The organism is Paractinoplanes hotanensis (assembly GCF_023717965.1).
GTDB lineage: Bacteria > Actinomycetota > Actinomycetes > Mycobacteriales > Micromonosporaceae > Actinoplanes > Actinoplanes polyasparticus.
Genome location: NZ_JAMQOL010000001.1, coordinates 23,798 through 40,871, shown reverse-complemented (window position 1 = coordinate 40,871; position 17,074 = coordinate 23,798). Strand labels below are relative to the sequence as shown.

Here is a 17,074-nt window from a genome sequence, read left to right as displayed (position 1 = left end):
ACTCGGTAACGATACGGCGTCGCTGCTCCGATGACCTTAACCGGTTAAGGTGGAGCCCCTGCTCAGGCCGCGAAAAGCGCCTCATCTGGACCCTAGCCTCAGACAGAACACCCCGCCCCGGATATCGACGAATATCCGAGGCGGGGTGGTCTGATCGGTGGATGCGGCGGCGCGTCAGCCCGCCATCGCGATGTACTTGTAGCCCAGCCGTTCCATGCGCTCCTGGTCGAGCACGTTGCGGCCGTCGAGGACGATCGGCGTCCGCATGAGACCGACGAACTTGCCCCAGTCGAGTTCGAGATATTGCGCCCATTTGGTCACCAGGACGATCGCGTCGCAGTCGTCGAAGACGCCGTCGAGCGTGTCGCTCAGGTGCGGGGCCATGTCCGGGTATTCGCGGCGGAAGCGGTCGCCGGCGATCGGGTCGTGCAGCTTGACCCGGGCGCCCCGGGCGACCAGCAGGCTCGCGATGTCGAGGGCGGGCGAGTCGCGCAGGTCGTCGGTGTTGGGCTTGAACGCGACGCCCAGCAGGCCGATCTTGCGGCCCTTGAGGATGCGCAGCTCGCTCTGCAGCCGCTCGACCGCGATCTCGCGCTGACGCTGGTTGACGTCGCGCGCCGCCTGCACGATCGGCATGTCGTACTTGTACTCGGACGCGGTCGCGATCAGGGCCTTGGTGTCCTTGCCGAAGCAGGAGCCGCCCCAGCCGACGCCGGGCTCGAGGAAGCGCGAGCCGATGCGCTGGTCGAGGCCGATGCCGCGGGCGACCTCGGTGATGTCGGCGCCGACCTTGCCGGCCAGCTGCCCGATCTCGTTCACGTAGCTGATCTTGAGGGCCAAGAACGCGTTGGCCGCGTACTTGATCAGCTCGGCCGACGCGAGGTCGGTCGACACCAGCGGGACGGCCGTGGTGTCGTCCGGCCGGGGCTGGAACGAGGGCGGGGTGAAGGTCTGGTTGATCAGCGGGCGGTAGAGCTGGTTGAGCACCTCGAGCGCGCGCGGGTTGTCCGAGCCGATGACGATGCGGTCGGGGAACAGCGTGTCGTGGATCGCGTTGCCCTCACGCAGGAACTCCGGATTCGACGCGACCGAGAATTCGCAGTTCTCGGGGCGGTCGGCGCGGGTGGCGAACGAATCGCGCAGAATCGCGTCGACCCAGTTGCCGCTGCCGATCGGAACGGTCGACTTGTTGACCACGACGGTGAACTCGTGGTCGAGGCTCTGGGCCACGCTCTCGGCGGCCGAGCGCAGGTAGCGCAGGTCGGGGCTGCCGTCGGGGGCGGACGGGGTCTGCACGGCGACGAAGACGACGTCGGCGCCGGGGACGCCCTCGGCGTAGCTGGTGGTGAAGGTCAGGTTCTGCGCGGCCTCGACCAGCAGCTCCTCCATGCCGGGCTCGTAGATCGGGCAGCGCCCGCCCCGCAGCATGTCGACCTTCTCCTGGTCGAGGTCGACGCAGGTCACCTCGTGTCCCAGGAAGGCCAGGCTCACCCCGGTGGTGAGACCGACGTAGCCCGTGCCGACAACACAAACCTTCATCAAATGCTCCTCCGCTGCGGGCTCCGCTGGGGGACGCGGGTCCGCTCCCGTAATCACGGCCAGATGATACACAGCGTAGAAAAACGTCGCGCAAATCCCTGACGTACCGTTATCGGTTCATTCCTTAGAGTTGCCGCGTGTTGTTCCGATTCATTTAGCTATTGAGAAACCCGAATGCCCGCCGTGGTTTGCCGCGCCCCTCGGCCCGACTACCCGCCCCGAGCGTGATCATGCCCGCCGACGGACAGCAGGCTCGCCAAGATATGCACGATTGTCAACTCCTGGTTTCCAGGGCTTGACAGGAAGATGTCGCGGCCAGGACGCTGCTGGGAGCGCTCCCATGTGGAAGCTCGTCGATGGAAGGCTCTTGGATGCGTCGATCCACCATTGCCGCGGTCGTCACCGCCGTGCTGCTCGGCTCGGCCGCCGTCGCCCTGGCGCGGCCGCTCGGCGCCTCCGCGGCGGCGGCCGACCCGTACGTCTGGAAGAACGTCCGCATCGACGGCGGGGGTTTCGTGCCGGGCGTCGTCTTCAACCCCGGCGAGCGCGATCTGATCTACGCCCGCACCGACATCGGCGGCGCCTATCGCTGGAACCAGAGCGGCCAGAGCTGGACGCCGTTGCTCGACTGGGTGGGACAGGAGGACTGGGGCTACAACGGCGTGCTCAGCATCGCGCCCGACCCGGTCGACACGAACCGGGTGTACGCGGCGGTCGGCATGTACACGAACAGCTGGGACCCGGGCAACGGGGCGATCCTGCGCTCGTCCGACAAGGGAAACACCTGGCAGACCGCCGTCCTGCCGTTCAAGAACGGCGGCAACATGCCGGGCCGCGGCATGGGGGAGCGGCTCGCGGTCGATCCGCGCGACAACCGGAAGGTCTATTTTGCCGCGGAGGGCGGAAACGGGCTGTGGCGCAGCACCGACCACGGCGCGACCTGGGCGAAGGTGACGAACTTCCCGAACGCCGGCAACTACGTGCAGGACCCGGCCGACACGACCGGCTATCTGAGCCAGAACCAGGGCCTGACCTGGGTGACCTTCGGGGCCGCGAACCAGATCTACGTCGGCGTGGCGGACAAGCAGAACCCCGTCTACCGCTCGCTCGACGGCGGCGCGACCTGGGAGCGCATCCCCGGCCAGCCCACCGGCTACCTCGCCCACAAGGGCGTGGTCGCCGGCGACTATCTGTTCATCGCCACCAGCGACACCGGCGGACCGTACGACGGCGGCGCGGGTCAGGTGCAGCGGTTCGACACGACCACCGGCGCCTGGACGGACATCTCGCCCACGCCGGCCTCGGCATCGCCGTACTACGGATATTCGGGTCTGACCGTCGACCGGCAGAAGCCGGGCACGCTCATGGTCGCCACTCAGATCTCCTGGTGGCCCGACGCGATCTTCTTCCGCAGCACCGACAACGGCGCCACCTGGACCCGGATCTGGGACTTCGACGGCTACCCGTCGGTCTCGAAGCGCTATTCCATGGACATCTCGGCCAACCCGTGGCTCGACTTCAACACCAACCCGCAGCCGCCGGAGTCGACGCCCAAGCTCGGCTGGATGAACGAGTCGCTCGAGATCGACCCGTTCGACTCCGACCGGATGCTCTACGGCACCGGAGCGACGATCTACGGCACCACCCAGCTGACCAACTGGGACAGGAACACCACGTTCACCATCAAGCCGATGGCCCGGGGCCTCGAGGAGACGGCCGTCCTCGACCTGGCCAGTCCGCCCTCGGGGGCGCCGCTGGTCAGCGCGCTGGGCGACATCGGCGGCTTCCATCACGCGTCGCTCGACTCGGTGCCGCCGAGCTTCCACGATACGCCGGCGCTGGGCAGCAACACGTCACTGGACTTCGCCGAGCTCAGCCCGGCGGTCTTCGCCCGGGTCGGCAACGCGGACGCGGCTCCGCACATCGGCATCTCGTCCGACGGCGGCAAGAACTGGTACCAGGGCCAGGAGCCGTCCGGGGTGACCGGCGGCGGGACGATCGCCGTCGGCGCCGACGCCACCGCGATGGTGTGGTCGCCGCAGGGGGTGGGCGTCCACCACTCGACCACGCGGGGCAGCTCGTGGACGGCGTCGAGCGGCATCCCGGCCGGCGCGATCGTCGAGAGCGACCGGGTCGACCCCCGAACCTTCTATGCATACGCGGCGGGGAAGTTCTACACGAGCAAGGACGGCGGGGCTTCGTTCACGGCCTCGGCGGCCATCCTGCCGACGGCCGGCCGGCTGCACCTCAAGGCGGTGCCGGGCGCGCAGGGTGAGGTCTGGTTCGCGGGGGAGAGTGGGCTGTTGCGCTCGACCGACTCCGGAGCGTCGTTCACCAGGCTCGCTTCGGTGACCGCGGGTGTCAACGTCGCGTTCGGCAAGGCGGCGCCGGGCTCCACCCGCCCGACGGTCTTCCTGGTCGGCACGGTCGACGGGGTGACGGGCGTCTTCCGCTCCGGCGACAGCGGCACGAGCTGGGTGCGGATCAACGACGACGAGCACCAGTACGGCAACGCCGGCGACGCCCTGGCCGGCGATCCCCGCGTCTACGGCCGGGTCTACCTCGGGACCAACGGGCGCGGAATCCTCTACGCCGACCCGGTGTCGACCCCCACCACGCCGCCCACGTCGCCGCCAACCCCCACCACGCCGCCCACGTCGCCGCCGACCTCGACGCCGCCTCCCCCGGGTGGTTGCGAGGCCACGTACAAAGTGACCGACCTGTGGAGCGGGGGCTTCCAAGCCGAGGTGACCGTCAAGAACACGGGATCGTCCCCGACCGCTGCTTGGACCGTGGGCTGGACCTACGGCGGCGGCCAGACCATCTCCCAGCTGTGGGGCGGCGCCCACACGCAGACCGGCACCGCGGTCAGCGTGCGCAACGCCTCCTGGAACGGCGCCCTGGCCGCGGGCGCGAGCACCACCTTCGGCTTCCTCGGAGGCCTCAGCGGCAGCGCCAACCCCGTCCCCTCCCCGGTCACCTGCGCTCCGGCGTAGCGCGCCTCCCCACAGAAAGGAACTCCCCGTGCAAGTAAGACCCCCCATCAGACGCCGCCTGCGCCGCGGGCTGGCCGTCACCGGCGCCGCCGTCCTCGGCGCCGGCGCGGCCCTCGTGGCCGGCGTCCCCGCCCTGGCCGCACCGAGCTGCACCGTCGTCTACAAGGTGCAGAGCCAGTGGTCCGGCGGCTTCACCGGCGACATCGCCATCACCAACACCGGCGACCCGGTGTCCACCTGGAAGCTCGAGTACGACTTCCCGGACGCCGCCCAGCGGGTCACCCAGGGCTGGAGCGGCGTCTACAGCCAGAGCGGCCAGCGCGTCACCGTGAACAACGCGGCGTGGAACGGCAGCCTGGGCACCAACGGCACGGTCAGCACCGGCTTCAACGGCACGTTCGGGTCGGCCAACCCGGTGCCGACGGCGTTCACGCTCAACGGCACCCGCTGCAACGGCTCGGCCAACGCGCCGACGGTCGAGATCAGCAGCCCGGCGGCGAACACCCGCTACACCGCGCCGGCCTCGATCCCGATCACGGCGGTGCCGACCGTGCCGTCCGGCGGCTCGATCAGCAAGGTCGAGTTCTACCACGACGGGCTGCTGCTCAACACGGACACGGCCGCGCCGTACACGTACACCTGGACCGGGGTCCCGGCCCAGGCCGCGGCCTATCAGCTGCAGGCCATCGCGTACGACGCCACCGGCGGCAAGAGCAACACCGCCGCAGTGCCGGTGTTCGTCGACGCGGCCACCACCCCGGCGGTCGTCACCGATGCCACCTCGGTGAGCGTCTCGCCCGGCGGCACGGCGACCTTCAAGTTGGCGCTCTCCAAGGCGCCGACGGCCAACGTGACCGTGGCGGTCGCCCGCAGCACCGGCGCCACCACCGTCTCGGCCTCGCCGGCGTCGCTCACCTTCACCCCGTCGAACTGGAACACCGGCCAGACCGTCACGGTCACGGCCACCAGCGCGGCGGCGATCGGCGCGACGGCCGCGTTCTCGGCCACTGCGAGCGGGCACACCGCCGCGACGGTCAACGCGACGGTCGTCCGGGAAGGGGCGGCCGACGCCCGGTTCACCCAGATGTACAACGACATCAAGAACCCGGCCAACGGCTACTTCAGCCCCGACGGCGTGCCCTACCACTCGATCGAGACGCTGATCGACGAGGCGCCCGACCACGGCCACGAGACCACCTCCGAGGCGTTCAGCTACTGGCTGTGGCTCGAGGCGGAGTACGGGCACACGTCGGGTGACTGGGCGCCGTTCAACAGCGCCTGGGCGACGATGGAGAAGTACATCATCCCGTCGCACGCCGACCAGCCGACCAACGACAAGTACGACGCGTCCAAGCCGGCGACCTACGCGGCCGAGTACCCGCTGCCGTCGCAGTACCCGTCGCAGCTCGACCCGAGCGTCTCGGTGGGCAACGACCCGCTGGCGTCGGAGCTGAAGAGCGCGTACGGCACCTCCGACATCTACGGCATGCACTGGCTGATGGACGTCGACAACACGTACGGCTTCGGCCGGTGCGGTGACGGCACGACGCGCAACGTCTTCATCAACACCTTCCAGCGCGGCCCGCAGGAGTCGACGTTCGAGACCGTGCCGCAGCCCTCCTGCGACACGTTCGAGCACGGCGGTCCCAACGGCTACCTAGACCTGTTCACCAAGGACTCCAGCTACGCCAAGCAGTGGAAGTACACCAACGCCCCGGACGCGGACTCGCGCGCGGTGCAGGCGGCGTACTGGGCGTTGACCTGGGCCACCGAGCAGGGCAAGCAGTCGCAGCTGACCGCGGCCGTGGCCAACGCGGCCAAGATGGGCGACTATCTGCGCTACTCCTTCTACGACAAGTACTTCAAGCAGCCGGGCTGCGCCTCGACCTCGTGCGCGGCGGGCAACGGCAAGAACTCCTCCAGCAACCTGATGTCCTGGTACTACGCCTGGGGCGGCGCGACCGACACCAACGCCGGCTGGGCGTGGCGGATCGGCTCGAGCACGAGCCACTTCGGCTACCAGAACCCGATGGCCGCCTACGTCCTGTCCAACGTCAGCGCCTTCGCCCCGAAGTCGCCGACGGCCAAGGCGGACTGGCAGGCCAGCCTGAACCGGCAGCTCGAGTTCTACCAGTGGCTGCAGTCGTCCGAGGGCGCGATCGCCGGCGGCGCGACGAACAGCTGGAACGGCAGCTACCAGGCCCGGCCGGCCGGCACGCCGACGTTCTACGGACTCGCGTACGTGGAAGCCCCGGTCTACGAGGACCCGCCGTCGAACCGCTGGTTCGGCATGCAGACCTGGTCGCTGGAGCGCCTGGCCGAGTACTACTACCTGACCAACGACGCCAAGGCGAAGTCGGTGCTCGACAAGTGGGTGCCGTGGGCGCTGGAGAACAGCACCATCAGCGCCACCGACTTCTCGATCCCGTCCGACATGGAGTGGACCGGCGCGCCGGCCACCTGGAACGCGGCGAACCCGCAGCCCAACAGCAACCTGCACGTCGAGGTGACGAGCCACGGCCAGGACCTCGGCGTGGCGGGCTCGTTCGCCAAGCTGCTGACCTACTACGCGGCCAAGTCGGGCAGCGCCTCGGCCAAGACGGCGGCCAAGAACCTGCTCGACGCGATCTGGACCAAGAAGGACTCGAAGGGCGTGTCGGTCACCGAGACCCGCGCCGACTACAACCGGATGGACGACACCTACGACGCGTCGACCGGTCAGGGCATCTACATCCCGCCGGGCTGGACCGGCACGATGCCGAACGGCGACGAGATCAAGCCGGGCGTGTCGTTCCTGGACATCCGGTCCTTCTACAAGAACGACCCGGACTACCCGAAGGTCGACGCCTACCTGAAGGGCGGCCCGGCGCCGACGTTCAACTACCACCGCTTCTGGGCCCAGGTCGACGTGGCCACCGGTTACGCCGACTTCGCCCGGCTCTTCCCCAACGGATAGGAGGTCTCGTCAATGCGAAAGAAGCTTCTTGCGTATGCGCTCGCAGGGCTGCTTGCCGCCGGTGTCGGCGCGGTGGTCTCACCGGTCGCCGCCCAGGCCCACGGCGCGATGATGGTGCCGGGCAGCCGCACATGGCTCTGCTACAAGGACGGCCGCAACCCGCAGACCGGTGCGATCGAGCCGAAGAACGCCGCGTGCGCGGCCGCCGTGGCGCAGAGCGGGACGACCTCGCTCTACAACTGGTTCGCGGTGCTGCGCTCGGACGGGGCGGGCCGGACATCCGGGTTCATCCCCGACGGTCAGCTGTGCTCCGGCGGCACCGGTGGCCCGTACAACTTCACGGGCTTCAACCTGCCGCGCAACGACTGGCCGCTCACCCACCTGACCGCCGGCCGGCAGATCGGCGTCCAGTACAACAACTGGGCCAAGCACCCCGGCACGTTCCGCATGTACATCACCAAGGACAGCTGGAGCCCGACCCGGGCCCTGGCCTGGAGCGACCTGGAGTCGGCCCCGTTCGACTCGGTGACCAACCCGCCCTCCAACGGCGGTCCCGGCTCCGATGACGGGCACTACTACTGGAACGCGACGCTGCCGTCCGGCAAGAGCGGCCGCCACCTGATCTACTCGGTGTGGCAGCGCTCGGACAGCAACGAGACGTTCTACGGCTGCTCCGACGTGACCTTCGACGGCGGCAACGGCGAGGTGACCGGCGTCGGTGGCGGCGGCACCACGACGCCTCCGCCCACCACGCCGCCGCCCACGACCCCGCCGCCGACCACCCCGCCGCCCTCCACGCCTCCGCCTACGACCCCGCCGCCTGCGGGATCCGGCGACTGCACCGCGATGTTCAACATCACGGGCTCGTGGAACGGCGGGTTCCAGGCCGAGGTGATGGTCCACGCGGGCGCCACGGCGATCAACAACTGGTCGGTCAACTGGACCTGGCCCGGGTCGCAGACCCTGGCCCAGGCCTGGAGCGGCACGGCCACCAGCAGCGGCTCGCTCGTAACGGTCAAGAACGTCAACTGGAACGGCACGGTCGCCGCCGGCAAGTACGTGACGTTCGGGCTGCTCGGCTCGGGCACGGCGCCACCATCGGTCAACAACCTGGCCTGCGCCACCACCTGACCTGACCCGCTCCGGAAAAGGAACCCGGCGGCGGCGCGACCCCATCGCGCCGCCGCCGGCCCGGTCGACGCTCACGACCGTAAGGGACTGGCGCCGTTCGCGGCGGGACGCCGGGAACGGCCGCCACACCGAACCGAAGCGGATCCGGGCGCACCTGCGAGAGATTGAACGCCGCTCCGAACTGCTGGTACCCCTCACCCCGGCGGCGGTCGCCGAGGCGTCCGCGGCGTTGCGGGCCTCACGATCGGCGCGCCCACCGCGCGATCATCTGTTCCAGTAGTGGCGGGCACCGCGCTGCCGTTGCTCTCGAAGGGCGAGTTCCGCCGGCAGCGCCTGCAGTGGGCTTGGAACAGTGCGTGGAGAGCCAAGCGCCGGTGATCCCGGTGCTGTTGCCCGGTGCCGACCGCATCCCGCCCGACCTCGTCTTCCTGCGCAACCTCCATCAGGTCCGCTTCACCGACCACATCGACGAGCCGAACTCCTTGGACAACATGATCTGGGGTATCCGCGGTCGGAAAGCATGACATTGCGATCAGGAACATGACAGGCGAACACCTGGCATCTCCGCGCGACCTATTCTGACGAGAATCGTCGTCGAGATGCCGGGGGAACACATGCCAGGAACCGCACAGCCATCCGATATCAAGGGCGACGATCCGGTCACACGTCACCGGTACACGTTCGGTGACTCGGATCTTGCGGCGAGCCGGCTCGCCCTTCTCGCCGATGTCTTCGCCGAAAGCAGTCGGCGATTCATCCGGGCTGCGGCTTCCCACCCGATCAGGACGGCTGTGGATCTCGGTTGCGGGCCGGGCTTCACCACTCACCTCGTCGCCGAGACGTCACATTCGTCGCGGACGATCGGTCTCGACAATTCCGTATCCTTCCTGGAACTGGCGCGCGAGAGCGCAACCGAGAACGTCCGTTTCCAACGGCATGACGTCAGAACCGTCCCGTTCCCCGAGGCGCCCGCCGACCTCATCTACTGCCGTTTCCTGCTGACCCATCTCTCCGAGCCCGTTGAGTCGTTGAACTTGTGGACCACCCAGCTGACCGAGGGTGGAGTGCTTCTCATCGACGAGGTGGAGCAGGTGGAGACGAGTCATCCCGTGCTGCTCCGATACCAGGCTGCGGTGAATGCGCTTCTGAGTGGCGAGGGGCAACGGCTCGAGATCGGCTCGGTGCTCGACGCGGCGGACATGCCGGCCGGTGTTCACCGTATGAGTTCACACGTCGTGGTGGTCGCGCCCGCGCCGACCGAGGTCGGACAGATGTTCCACGCGAACCTTCGCTCCTGGCGGTCGGACCCGCGCCTGATCGAGAAGTTCGGGAACGCCTATCTGAATGACCTCGAAAGGGACCTGGCCGCGGTGGTCCGAGGAGAAATCGCCGCCTCGGCGCGCTGGCACATCCGTCAGATGTCCTACGAGCGCCGCTGACCAACGCCGGAGCAGGAGGCCAGGTGTCCGAGGACGGGCGGGAAACCTTCTTCGTCAGCTACACCGCGGCCAACCGACCGTGGGCCGAATGGGTCAGCTGGAAGCTCGAGGAGGTCGGCCATCGGGCGATTGTTCAGGCCTGGGACTTCCGGCCCGGTGAGAACTTCGTCGACCGCATGCGTGCGGCCCTCGAGAGCGCGGACCGCACGATAGCCGTGGTAAGTCCGGCCTACCTGGCCTCGCGGTACTGCACCGACGAATGGACCGGCGCCTTCATGGAGGACGAGGAGGGCCGTCGACGGCTCGTGCTGGTGCAGATCGAAGAATGCGTGCTGCCGCGCCTGCTTGCCCCGATCGTGCGGATCGAGCTGTTCGGAGCGGATCAGGACCAGGCCCGTTCCCGGCTCCTGGACGGTCTACGGCTGGGCCGGGCCAAGCCGAGCCACCAACCTCCCTTTCCGGGGGCGAGCCGCAGCCGGCCGTTCCCGGGAAGTCGTCCCGCGATCTGCAATCTGCAACCCCGAAATCCGCACTTCACCGGCCGCCGGGACCTGCTCGACGAACTCCGGTCCCGGTTGCACGTGTCGGACAGCCCGATCCTGATTCAGGCAGTCCACGGACTCGGCGGCATCGGCAAGACGCAGCTGGCGCTCGAATACGCGCACCGGTTCATGGTCGACTACGCGGCCATCTGGTGGGTCATCGCCGACCAGCCGGCGACGATGGTCACGCAGCTCACGGAGCTCGCTCGCCGGCTGGGCATCCTCGACGCCCGGCCCGAGGAGTTGATCGAAGTATTGTTCCGGCGCCTCGACCAGACGGGTCGTTGGCTTCTTGTCCTCGACAACGCGGAGACCGCCGAGGATCTGCGGGACCTCATTCGGCCCGGTGGCCACACCATTATCACTTCTCGTAACCCTGACTGGCGGGCGGTCGGTGCCACGCCGGTCCAGCTGGGAGTCCTCGAGCAGTACGAATCCGTGGCTTTCATGGCGAAACGGTCACCCAGTGTGTCGACCACGTCGGCCGAGCGGCTGGCCGATCGGATGGACGGTTTGCCGCTCGCTCTCGCTCAGGCGGCCGCTTTCATCGACAACGCGCAGATCTCCGGGGAGGACTACGAGGAACTGCTCGACGCTCAGCCGGTTGAACTGCTTCGCGAGCAGATGCCCGGACCCTATCCGGATTCCCTCGCCTCGACGTGGGAACTGTCGCTCGAGCAGATCAAGCGGGAACAGCCGCTGGCCGAAGCATTGATGACGTTATGCGCTGTCACTGCGCCGGATCGCATTCCCCGCCGTCTGCTGCCCCGAGCCGCCGTGCACCTTCCCGAGCCGCTGAGGTCAGGCCTGGCCGACCCACTCGCCTACGCGAAGGCGGTGGCGGTTCTCCGCGGTCTGTCGCTGGTCAGCGCCACCGAGGATGAGCTGTCGGTCCACCGGCTCATGCAGGACGTCGCGTGGCACAGGTTGGCCGAGGGGCAGCGGGACGCGTTGGTCGGTGGACTCGTCCGCTGGCTCAGGCATCTCGACCGTGACGGGCCGGACGGCAGTGCCCTGCGGCCCGAACTGCTCACTCATGTGCTGGCCATCGTGGCTCATGCCGAGTGTTCGGGCGTGGAGCCGGCGGCGACGGTGTGGCTCCTCGACCGGGCGGGACGGCTGTTGCACCGGCAGGGTCAGCCCTTGCAGGCCCAGCAGGTGTTCGACCGCGCGCTCGCCCTCGCCGGAGGCCAGGAGTTCCCCGACAGCGTGTCGGTGGCCGACATGCGGTCGCACCTGGGCGCTGTGCTGCACGACCTCGGACGGAACAAGCAGGCGCGGGTCGAGTACGCGGCCAGCCTGGTCTCGTTGGAAGCGACCTTCGGATCGGAAGACGTCCGCGTTGCCGAGGCGTTGAACTCGCTCGGACGTCTGCTGCAGGAGGACGGTGACCTCACCGGAGCCCAAGCCCGTCTGACCCGGGCCCTGCGGATCGCCGAGGTCGTGCTTCCGGCCGAGCACCCGATGCTCAGCCGGATCGTCGGCAACCTGGGCCGGGTGTCGCAGGATCTCGGTGACATGCGCAAGGCACGCGTCGAATACGAACGGGCCTTGTCCATCACGCTGGCGGCGTACGGCCCCGGTGATCCTCGTACCGCCCTGCGCCGGAACAATCTGGCCGGAGCGCTTCAGTATCTCGGACTACTCAAGGAGGCCAGGAACGAACTGGTCCAGGCACTCGAGATTCTGGACCTGTCCTACGGTGACGAGAACCCGCGAACCGTCGCGACGAGAGCCAACTATGCGGGTGTGCTGCACGATCTCGGTGACCTCGAGGGTGCCCGGGACGCCTACCAGCGGGCCTTGGTCGTACTCGACCGGGACGAGGAGGCGAACCGGCCGCGCATCGCGGATGCGTGTGCCGGCCTGGGCACAGTGCTCAGCTATCTCGGCGACCGCGGCGGAGCCCGGCGCCTCCACGACCGAGCCCTGCAGCTCGAAGAGACGACACTCGGTCCCGACCATCCCCGGACTGCCACCATCTGCGGGCACTTCGGCATTTCCGCCCTGCGGTCCGGGGAAGCGGGCTACGCCCGGCAACTGTTCGAGCGTGGGCTCGTCATCAACGAGAGGATCTACGGCCGGCATCATCCGCGAGTGGCCGCGATCCGGTGCAACCTCGGCATCGCCCTGCACGCGGCGGGCGACCTTCCGGCCGCGTGGGAGGCACTTCTCCGTGCGCTGCTAGACACCGAGAACGCCTACGGTGACGGGCATCCGCGCATCGCGGCCATCTGTAACAACCTCGCCATCGTGCAACACGCGCTGGGAGAGACGCCGCAAGCCGTGAAACAGGCGGAGCGGGCGCTCGCCGTGGGCGGCGCCAGCCGGTCGCCCGATCACCCACGAGTGAAGGTTCTGGCCGTGAACCTCCAGCGACTCCGCGATGTTGCTGCCGGGTTGGCGGATGCGAGTGCTTCCACACTCGAACCGATGCCTGTCATCGTCCGCACCTACCAGCAAGCCTTCGTCATAGACGAGTAGATGAACGTCAGGCCTGGAGCCGGGCCACCGCCTGCTGGCGGGCCAGCAGGCGGGAGACGCCGTCGGCGGTCATCGGCTCGGCCAGGTGGAAGCCCTGGCCCAGGGTGTAGCCGAGCTCGCGCAGCGCGGTCACCTGCTCGGGGCTCTCGATCCCCTCGGCCACGGTGTCGAGGCCCAGGGCATGCGCGAGCTGGATCACCGCCCGGGCCACCGCCTGGCGGGCGTCGGCCGCGGCCGGGTGGCCGTCGTCGATCTCGATGCCGTCGACGAAGGACTTGTCCAGCTTGACGATCGCGGCGGGGAAGGCCCGCAGCAGGCTCAGTGACGACTCGCCGGTGCCGAAGTCGTCGAGGGCGAGCCGGATGCCCATGTGGTCGAGCTCGTGCAGCGCCCGGGAGACCTGGGGGCCGCGCAGGACCGCCGATTCGGTCACCTCGAGGACCAGGCGCTCGCAGGGCAGGCCGCTGTCGGCCAGCGCCTTGGCGACCTCGGACACGAAGTCGGGGTCGTGCAGCTGCCGGGCCGAGACGTTGAGGCCGGCCTCCTTCAGCGCGTCGGGGCCGAACTCGTCGAGCCACGCCGCGGCCTGGCGGCACGTCTCGCGCAGCACGAAGCGACCCAGCGGCACGATCAGGCCGGTCCGTTCGGCGGCCGGGATGAAATCGCCCGGGCCGACCACGCCGCGGCTCGGGTGGTGCCAGCGGACCAGGGCCTCGACGCCGATCACGCGGTTGCTGTCGAGCCGCACGATCGGCTGGTAGACCACCCGGAACTCGTCGTTGTCGAGGGCACGGCGCAGTTCGGCGCCGAGTTGCATGTGCGCCAGCACCGGCTCGCCCATGCCGTCCACATAGCGTACGAACCCCGCCTTGCCCTGCTGTTTGGCGGTGTACAGCGCGACGTCGGCGTTCCGCAGCACCGAGTCGACGGTCGCTCCCGGCGCCGCGGTCGCGATGCCGATGCTCGCCTGCACCAGCAGCCGGTGCTCACTGATCGGATGCGACAGCGCGGTCAGCAGCCGCTCGGCCAGCTGTTCCGGGTCCAGCCCGCTTCCGTTCAGCACCACGGCGAACTCGTCGCCGCCGACGCGGGCCGGCAAGCCCCGGCCGCCCACCTCGGTGTGCAGCAGCAGCGACACCGAGACCAGCAGCCGGTCGCCGACCCCGTGCCCGAGCAGGTCGTTGACGGCCTTGAAGTCGTCCAGGTCGAGAAGCAGCACGGTGGTCGGGCCGCCGGCGGCCAGCTCGGTGGTGAGCCGGTCGCGGAACAGCGCCCGGTTGGCCAGCCCGGTCAGACCGTCGTGGCTCACCTCGTGCTGAAGCCGCTCCTCCTGGAATCGCGCGTTCCGCAACAGGCGGGCGTTTTCCCGGTACGCGAGATACTGCCGCACCATGACGAGGGCGGTGACCACGACCGCGGCGATCAGGACCACCCGCATCGGCCGGCGCAACGGCGCTCCCAGCGCGACCGCGATCAGCGGCACGTCGACCAGCACCATGGCCAGATACGGCAGCAGCACGCCGACCCGCACCGGTGGCGGCCGCAGGCCCCGGTCGGCCCGGTTCTGCGCGGCGACGCCGAGGGTGATGAACACCGGGGCCAGCGGCATGACGACGGCCTGGGCCGGGACGCTGGCGAGATAGCCGAACTGCACCGCGAGCACCGCGTCGGCCCCGGCCGGCACCCCGCCGGCCGCCGCGATGAATCGCATGGCCACGCGGTCGACCGGTCCGCCGGCGATGTACGACACCTTCGTCGCGGCCCCGACGGCCACCACGAGGCCGAGTCCGACGAGGAACGTCGCCTGCGGACTCCACGGCTCGCGGGCGGTCAGCATCGGCGCCAGCCCGAGATACCACAACGCGGCCGAGCAGCCGAGAAAGGCGATCATCCGGTCGAGAGCCATGCGCCACCGTTCGGCGCCGCGGGCCGCGGCCACCGGAACCCGGGCCAGCGCCCAGATGGCGATCAGGAAACCGGCGATCGCGAGGGCGGCCGCCGGCGCCGGCATGCTGCGCGTACGAGCCTCGCCGGCATGCGTCAGCATGTCGGCAGCCAGCCAGGCGTAGCCGACCGTGACCGTGCCGACGGCGAGCACGATGGCCCGCCAGAACCGCCCGGCGACCGGGTCCAGGCCGGAGCCCCGGCGAATCAGCCCGAGGACGGACACCGTGGCGAGCGCGCCGCCGACCGGGACGAAGACGTAGGCGATCGCTTCCGTGCCGGCGCCCGTCCTCAGATAGACCACGCACCAGAGGGTGCCGATCGCGGCGACGGCGACGGTGGCAAGCACATATCGGCCCGCTGCCGGCTCGAGCACTTCCCGCGTCACGCGCCCGACCCTAACGGCTCCCCTGTGGACCGGATCTCCCCCGAACGTTCACGTTCACCCGCCACCGGGCGGGCCGGAAGGCTCGTCGCCCTCCGGCCTGGCCTCACTGCCGGTCACTTTCTGACGGCGCGCAGGCCGCGCAGGACGAAGTCGAGGCGGCGGTGGTAGTCGTCGCGGGTCTGCTGGTCGCAGGCCCGCACGATGACGCCGCGCTCGAGGATCAGGTAGGCCAGGTCGTCGGGGGTGATGTCGGCGCGGACCACGCCGGCGGCCTGGGCCTCGTGCAGCAGGCGGCCCCCGAAGTGGCAGGCGCGATCGAACAGGGTGGTCAGCGGCTCGGAATCGGGGAGGACCCGCATCAGGACGTCGTTGGCCGCGGGCTCGTCGAACTGCAGCAGCCAGGTGCGCAGCAGGTATTCCTCGAAGCGGAGCAGCGGGCCGTCCAGGGCGTCGACCGCGTCGATGATGCCGGCGATGCGTTCGGCCACCAGCTCTTCGACCACCGCGTCGATCAGGCCGGTGCGGCTGCCGAAGCGGTGGTAGATGGTGCCCTTGCTGACCCCGGCGGCCCGGGCCACCTCGTCGAGCGGGGTGGTGAGGCCGCCGGCGCGGAACACGTCGAGGGCAGCCCGGCGGATGCCCTCGACGTTGCGCCGGGCGTCGGCTCTCATGCGGGGGAGGCTGCCCTGTCCTGCCAGGTCACGTCGAGCGCCTGGCGGAACAGCTCGATCGGCTGGGCGCCGGAGACGGCCCGCTTGTTGTCGAAGACGAAGAACGGGACGCCGCTGACGCCCAGTTCGCGGGCGCGGGCCAGGTCGGCCCGGATGTCCTGCTCGTAGGCCTTGGTCTCGAGCGCCTTCAGCGCCTCGGCGCGGTCGAGCCCGAGCTCGGCCGCCAGGTCGGCCAGCACGCCGTGGTCGGCCAGGTTGAGGCCGTCGGTGAACTCGGCCCGGAACAGGCGGTCGACCATGGCCGGCTCGGCGTCGTGGGCCTTGGCCAGGTGGATCATGCGGTGGGCGTCGAGCGTGTTGATCATCATCGACGCCGGGAACCGGTAGTCGAGGCCGGACTGGCCGCCCCGGGCGGCCAGCTGGGCGTGCGAGGCCTCGATCTGAGCCTTGGGCATGCCGTACTGCTGGGCCAGGTAGTCGTCGGCCAGGACGGCCTCACCGACCGGGAAGCCGGGGTTGAGCTGGAAGCTGTGATAGCGGACCTGCACCGCGCTGCCGTGCGGGAACTGATCCACCGCCTCTTTGAGGACGGCGTTGCCCAGGTAGCAGAAGGGGCAGACGACGTCGCTCCAGACGTCGACGACGATCGGCTCGGCCGCGCGGCCGAAGACGCTGCCGCTCATCGGTCGCACCACCCGTCGACGGCGCAGACACCGGAGTCGTCCGGCGTCTCCAGCATGATCAGTGGCGCGGGGGCCGGCTCGGCCGCCTCCGTCTCGACCTGGGCGTCGTCCTCGACGACGTTACTTGACTGCATAGTCAAGAAGTTACCAGCAACTTGACCCGGGCGCCAAGATAGTGACTTTCGACATCATGGCCGAAAGTTCCGACGTATCGCGGAGATCAAAGCGCGACGAAAGTGCTTCTGATCAAGGGAAGTAATCTTGACGACATAGACGGTCGCCTTTACGTTACGAAGGTCCG

At 69.2% G+C, this 17,074-nt stretch carries 11 protein-coding genes; 6 read left to right on the top strand and 5 right to left on the bottom strand.

What is annotated here, in order from left to right; translation table 11 throughout:
- Positions 1-174: 174 nt before the first annotated feature.
- On the bottom strand, positions 175-1,539 hold the full coding sequence (locus tag LXN57_RS00160; RefSeq protein WP_251796000.1) for a UDP-glucose dehydrogenase family protein: 1,365 nt from the start codon (positions 1,537-1,539) through the stop codon (positions 175-177).
- A gap of 371 nt (positions 1,540-1,910) precedes the next feature.
- Between LXN57_RS00160 and LXN57_RS00155 the strand changes: the two genes are divergently transcribed.
- From LXN57_RS00155 to fxsT, 6 genes are all read left to right on the top strand, one after another.
- Positions 1,911-4,535 (top strand): cellulose binding domain-containing protein, encoded by a 2,625-nt coding sequence (locus tag LXN57_RS00155; RefSeq protein ID WP_251795999.1) that lies wholly within the window; start codon positions 1,911-1,913, stop codon positions 4,533-4,535.
- Positions 4,536-4,563: 28 nt separating this feature from the next.
- The gene (locus LXN57_RS00150; protein WP_251795998.1) at positions 4,564-7,491 is read left to right on the top strand and encodes a glycoside hydrolase family 48 protein; all 2,928 of its coding nucleotides are present in this window, start codon (positions 4,564-4,566) and stop codon (positions 7,489-7,491) included.
- A gap of 12 nt (positions 7,492-7,503) precedes the next feature.
- A complete protein-coding gene (locus LXN57_RS00145; protein WP_251795997.1) occupies positions 7,504-8,622 on the top strand; it encodes a lytic polysaccharide monooxygenase in 1,119 nt (372 codons plus the stop codon).
- A gap of 356 nt (positions 8,623-8,978) precedes the next feature.
- Positions 8,979-9,146, top strand: a complete 168-nt coding sequence (locus tag LXN57_RS00140) for a hypothetical protein (RefSeq protein WP_251795996.1) — start codon at positions 8,979-8,981, stop codon at positions 9,144-9,146.
- 75 nt (positions 9,147-9,221) lie between these two features.
- Complete coding sequence (locus LXN57_RS47795) at positions 9,222-10,061, top strand: class I SAM-dependent methyltransferase (RefSeq protein WP_308206585.1); 840 nt, start codon at positions 9,222-9,224, stop codon at positions 10,059-10,061.
- Positions 10,062-10,084: 23 nt separating this feature from the next.
- On the top strand, positions 10,085-13,087 hold the full coding sequence (gene fxsT / locus LXN57_RS00130) for an FxSxx-COOH system tetratricopeptide repeat protein (protein WP_251795994.1): 3,003 nt from the start codon (positions 10,085-10,087) through the stop codon (positions 13,085-13,087).
- A 7-nt stretch (positions 13,088-13,094) separates the two neighbouring features.
- Here the strand turns inward: fxsT and LXN57_RS00125 are convergent, their stop codons facing one another.
- The 4 genes from LXN57_RS00125 to LXN57_RS00110 all read right to left on the bottom strand — a co-directional run bounded on the left by LXN57_RS00125 (position 13,095) and on the right by LXN57_RS00110 (position 16,907).
- Positions 13,095-15,419: a putative bifunctional diguanylate cyclase/phosphodiesterase gene (locus LXN57_RS00125; RefSeq protein ID WP_251795993.1), complete on the bottom strand. Its 2,325-nt coding sequence runs from the start codon at positions 15,417-15,419 to the stop codon at positions 13,095-13,097.
- A gap of 113 nt (positions 15,420-15,532) precedes the next feature.
- Positions 15,533-16,090: a TetR/AcrR family transcriptional regulator gene (locus LXN57_RS00120; RefSeq protein WP_251795992.1), complete on the bottom strand. Its 558-nt coding sequence runs from the start codon at positions 16,088-16,090 to the stop codon at positions 15,533-15,535.
- Complete coding sequence (locus tag LXN57_RS00115) at positions 16,087-16,773, bottom strand: DsbA family oxidoreductase (protein ID WP_251795991.1); 687 nt, start codon at positions 16,771-16,773, stop codon at positions 16,087-16,089. The genes LXN57_RS00120 and LXN57_RS00115 overlap by 4 nt, the downstream gene beginning before the upstream one ends.
- Positions 16,770-16,907 (bottom strand): hypothetical protein, encoded by a 138-nt coding sequence (locus LXN57_RS00110; protein WP_251795990.1) that lies wholly within the window; start codon positions 16,905-16,907, stop codon positions 16,770-16,772. The genes LXN57_RS00115 and LXN57_RS00110 overlap by 4 nt, the downstream gene beginning before the upstream one ends.
- Positions 16,908-17,074: the final 167 nt, after the last annotated feature.

Bases quoted from the DNA above. Each gene is read 5' to 3' on its own strand.
- LXN57_RS00160 (WP_251796000.1), bottom strand. From the start codon at position 1,539: ATGAAGGTTTGTGTTGTCGGCACGGGCTACGTCGGTCTCACCACCGGG.
- LXN57_RS00155 (WP_251795999.1), top strand. From the start codon at position 1,911: ATGCGTCGATCCACCATTGCCGCGGTCGTCACCGCCGTGCTGCTCGGC.
- LXN57_RS00145 (WP_251795997.1), top strand. From the start codon at position 7,504: ATGCGAAAGAAGCTTCTTGCGTATGCGCTCGCAGGGCTGCTTGCCGCC.
- LXN57_RS47795 (WP_308206585.1), top strand. From the start codon at position 9,222: ATGCCGGGGGAACACATGCCAGGAACCGCACAGCCATCCGATATCAAG.
- LXN57_RS00120 (WP_251795992.1), bottom strand. From the start codon at position 16,090: ATGAGAGCCGACGCCCGGCGCAACGTCGAGGGCATCCGCCGGGCTGCC.
- LXN57_RS00115 (WP_251795991.1), bottom strand. From the start codon at position 16,773: ATGAGCGGCAGCGTCTTCGGCCGCGCGGCCGAGCCGATCGTCGTCGAC.
- LXN57_RS00110 (WP_251795990.1), bottom strand. From the start codon at position 16,907: ATGCAGTCAAGTAACGTCGTCGAGGACGACGCCCAGGTCGAGACGGAG.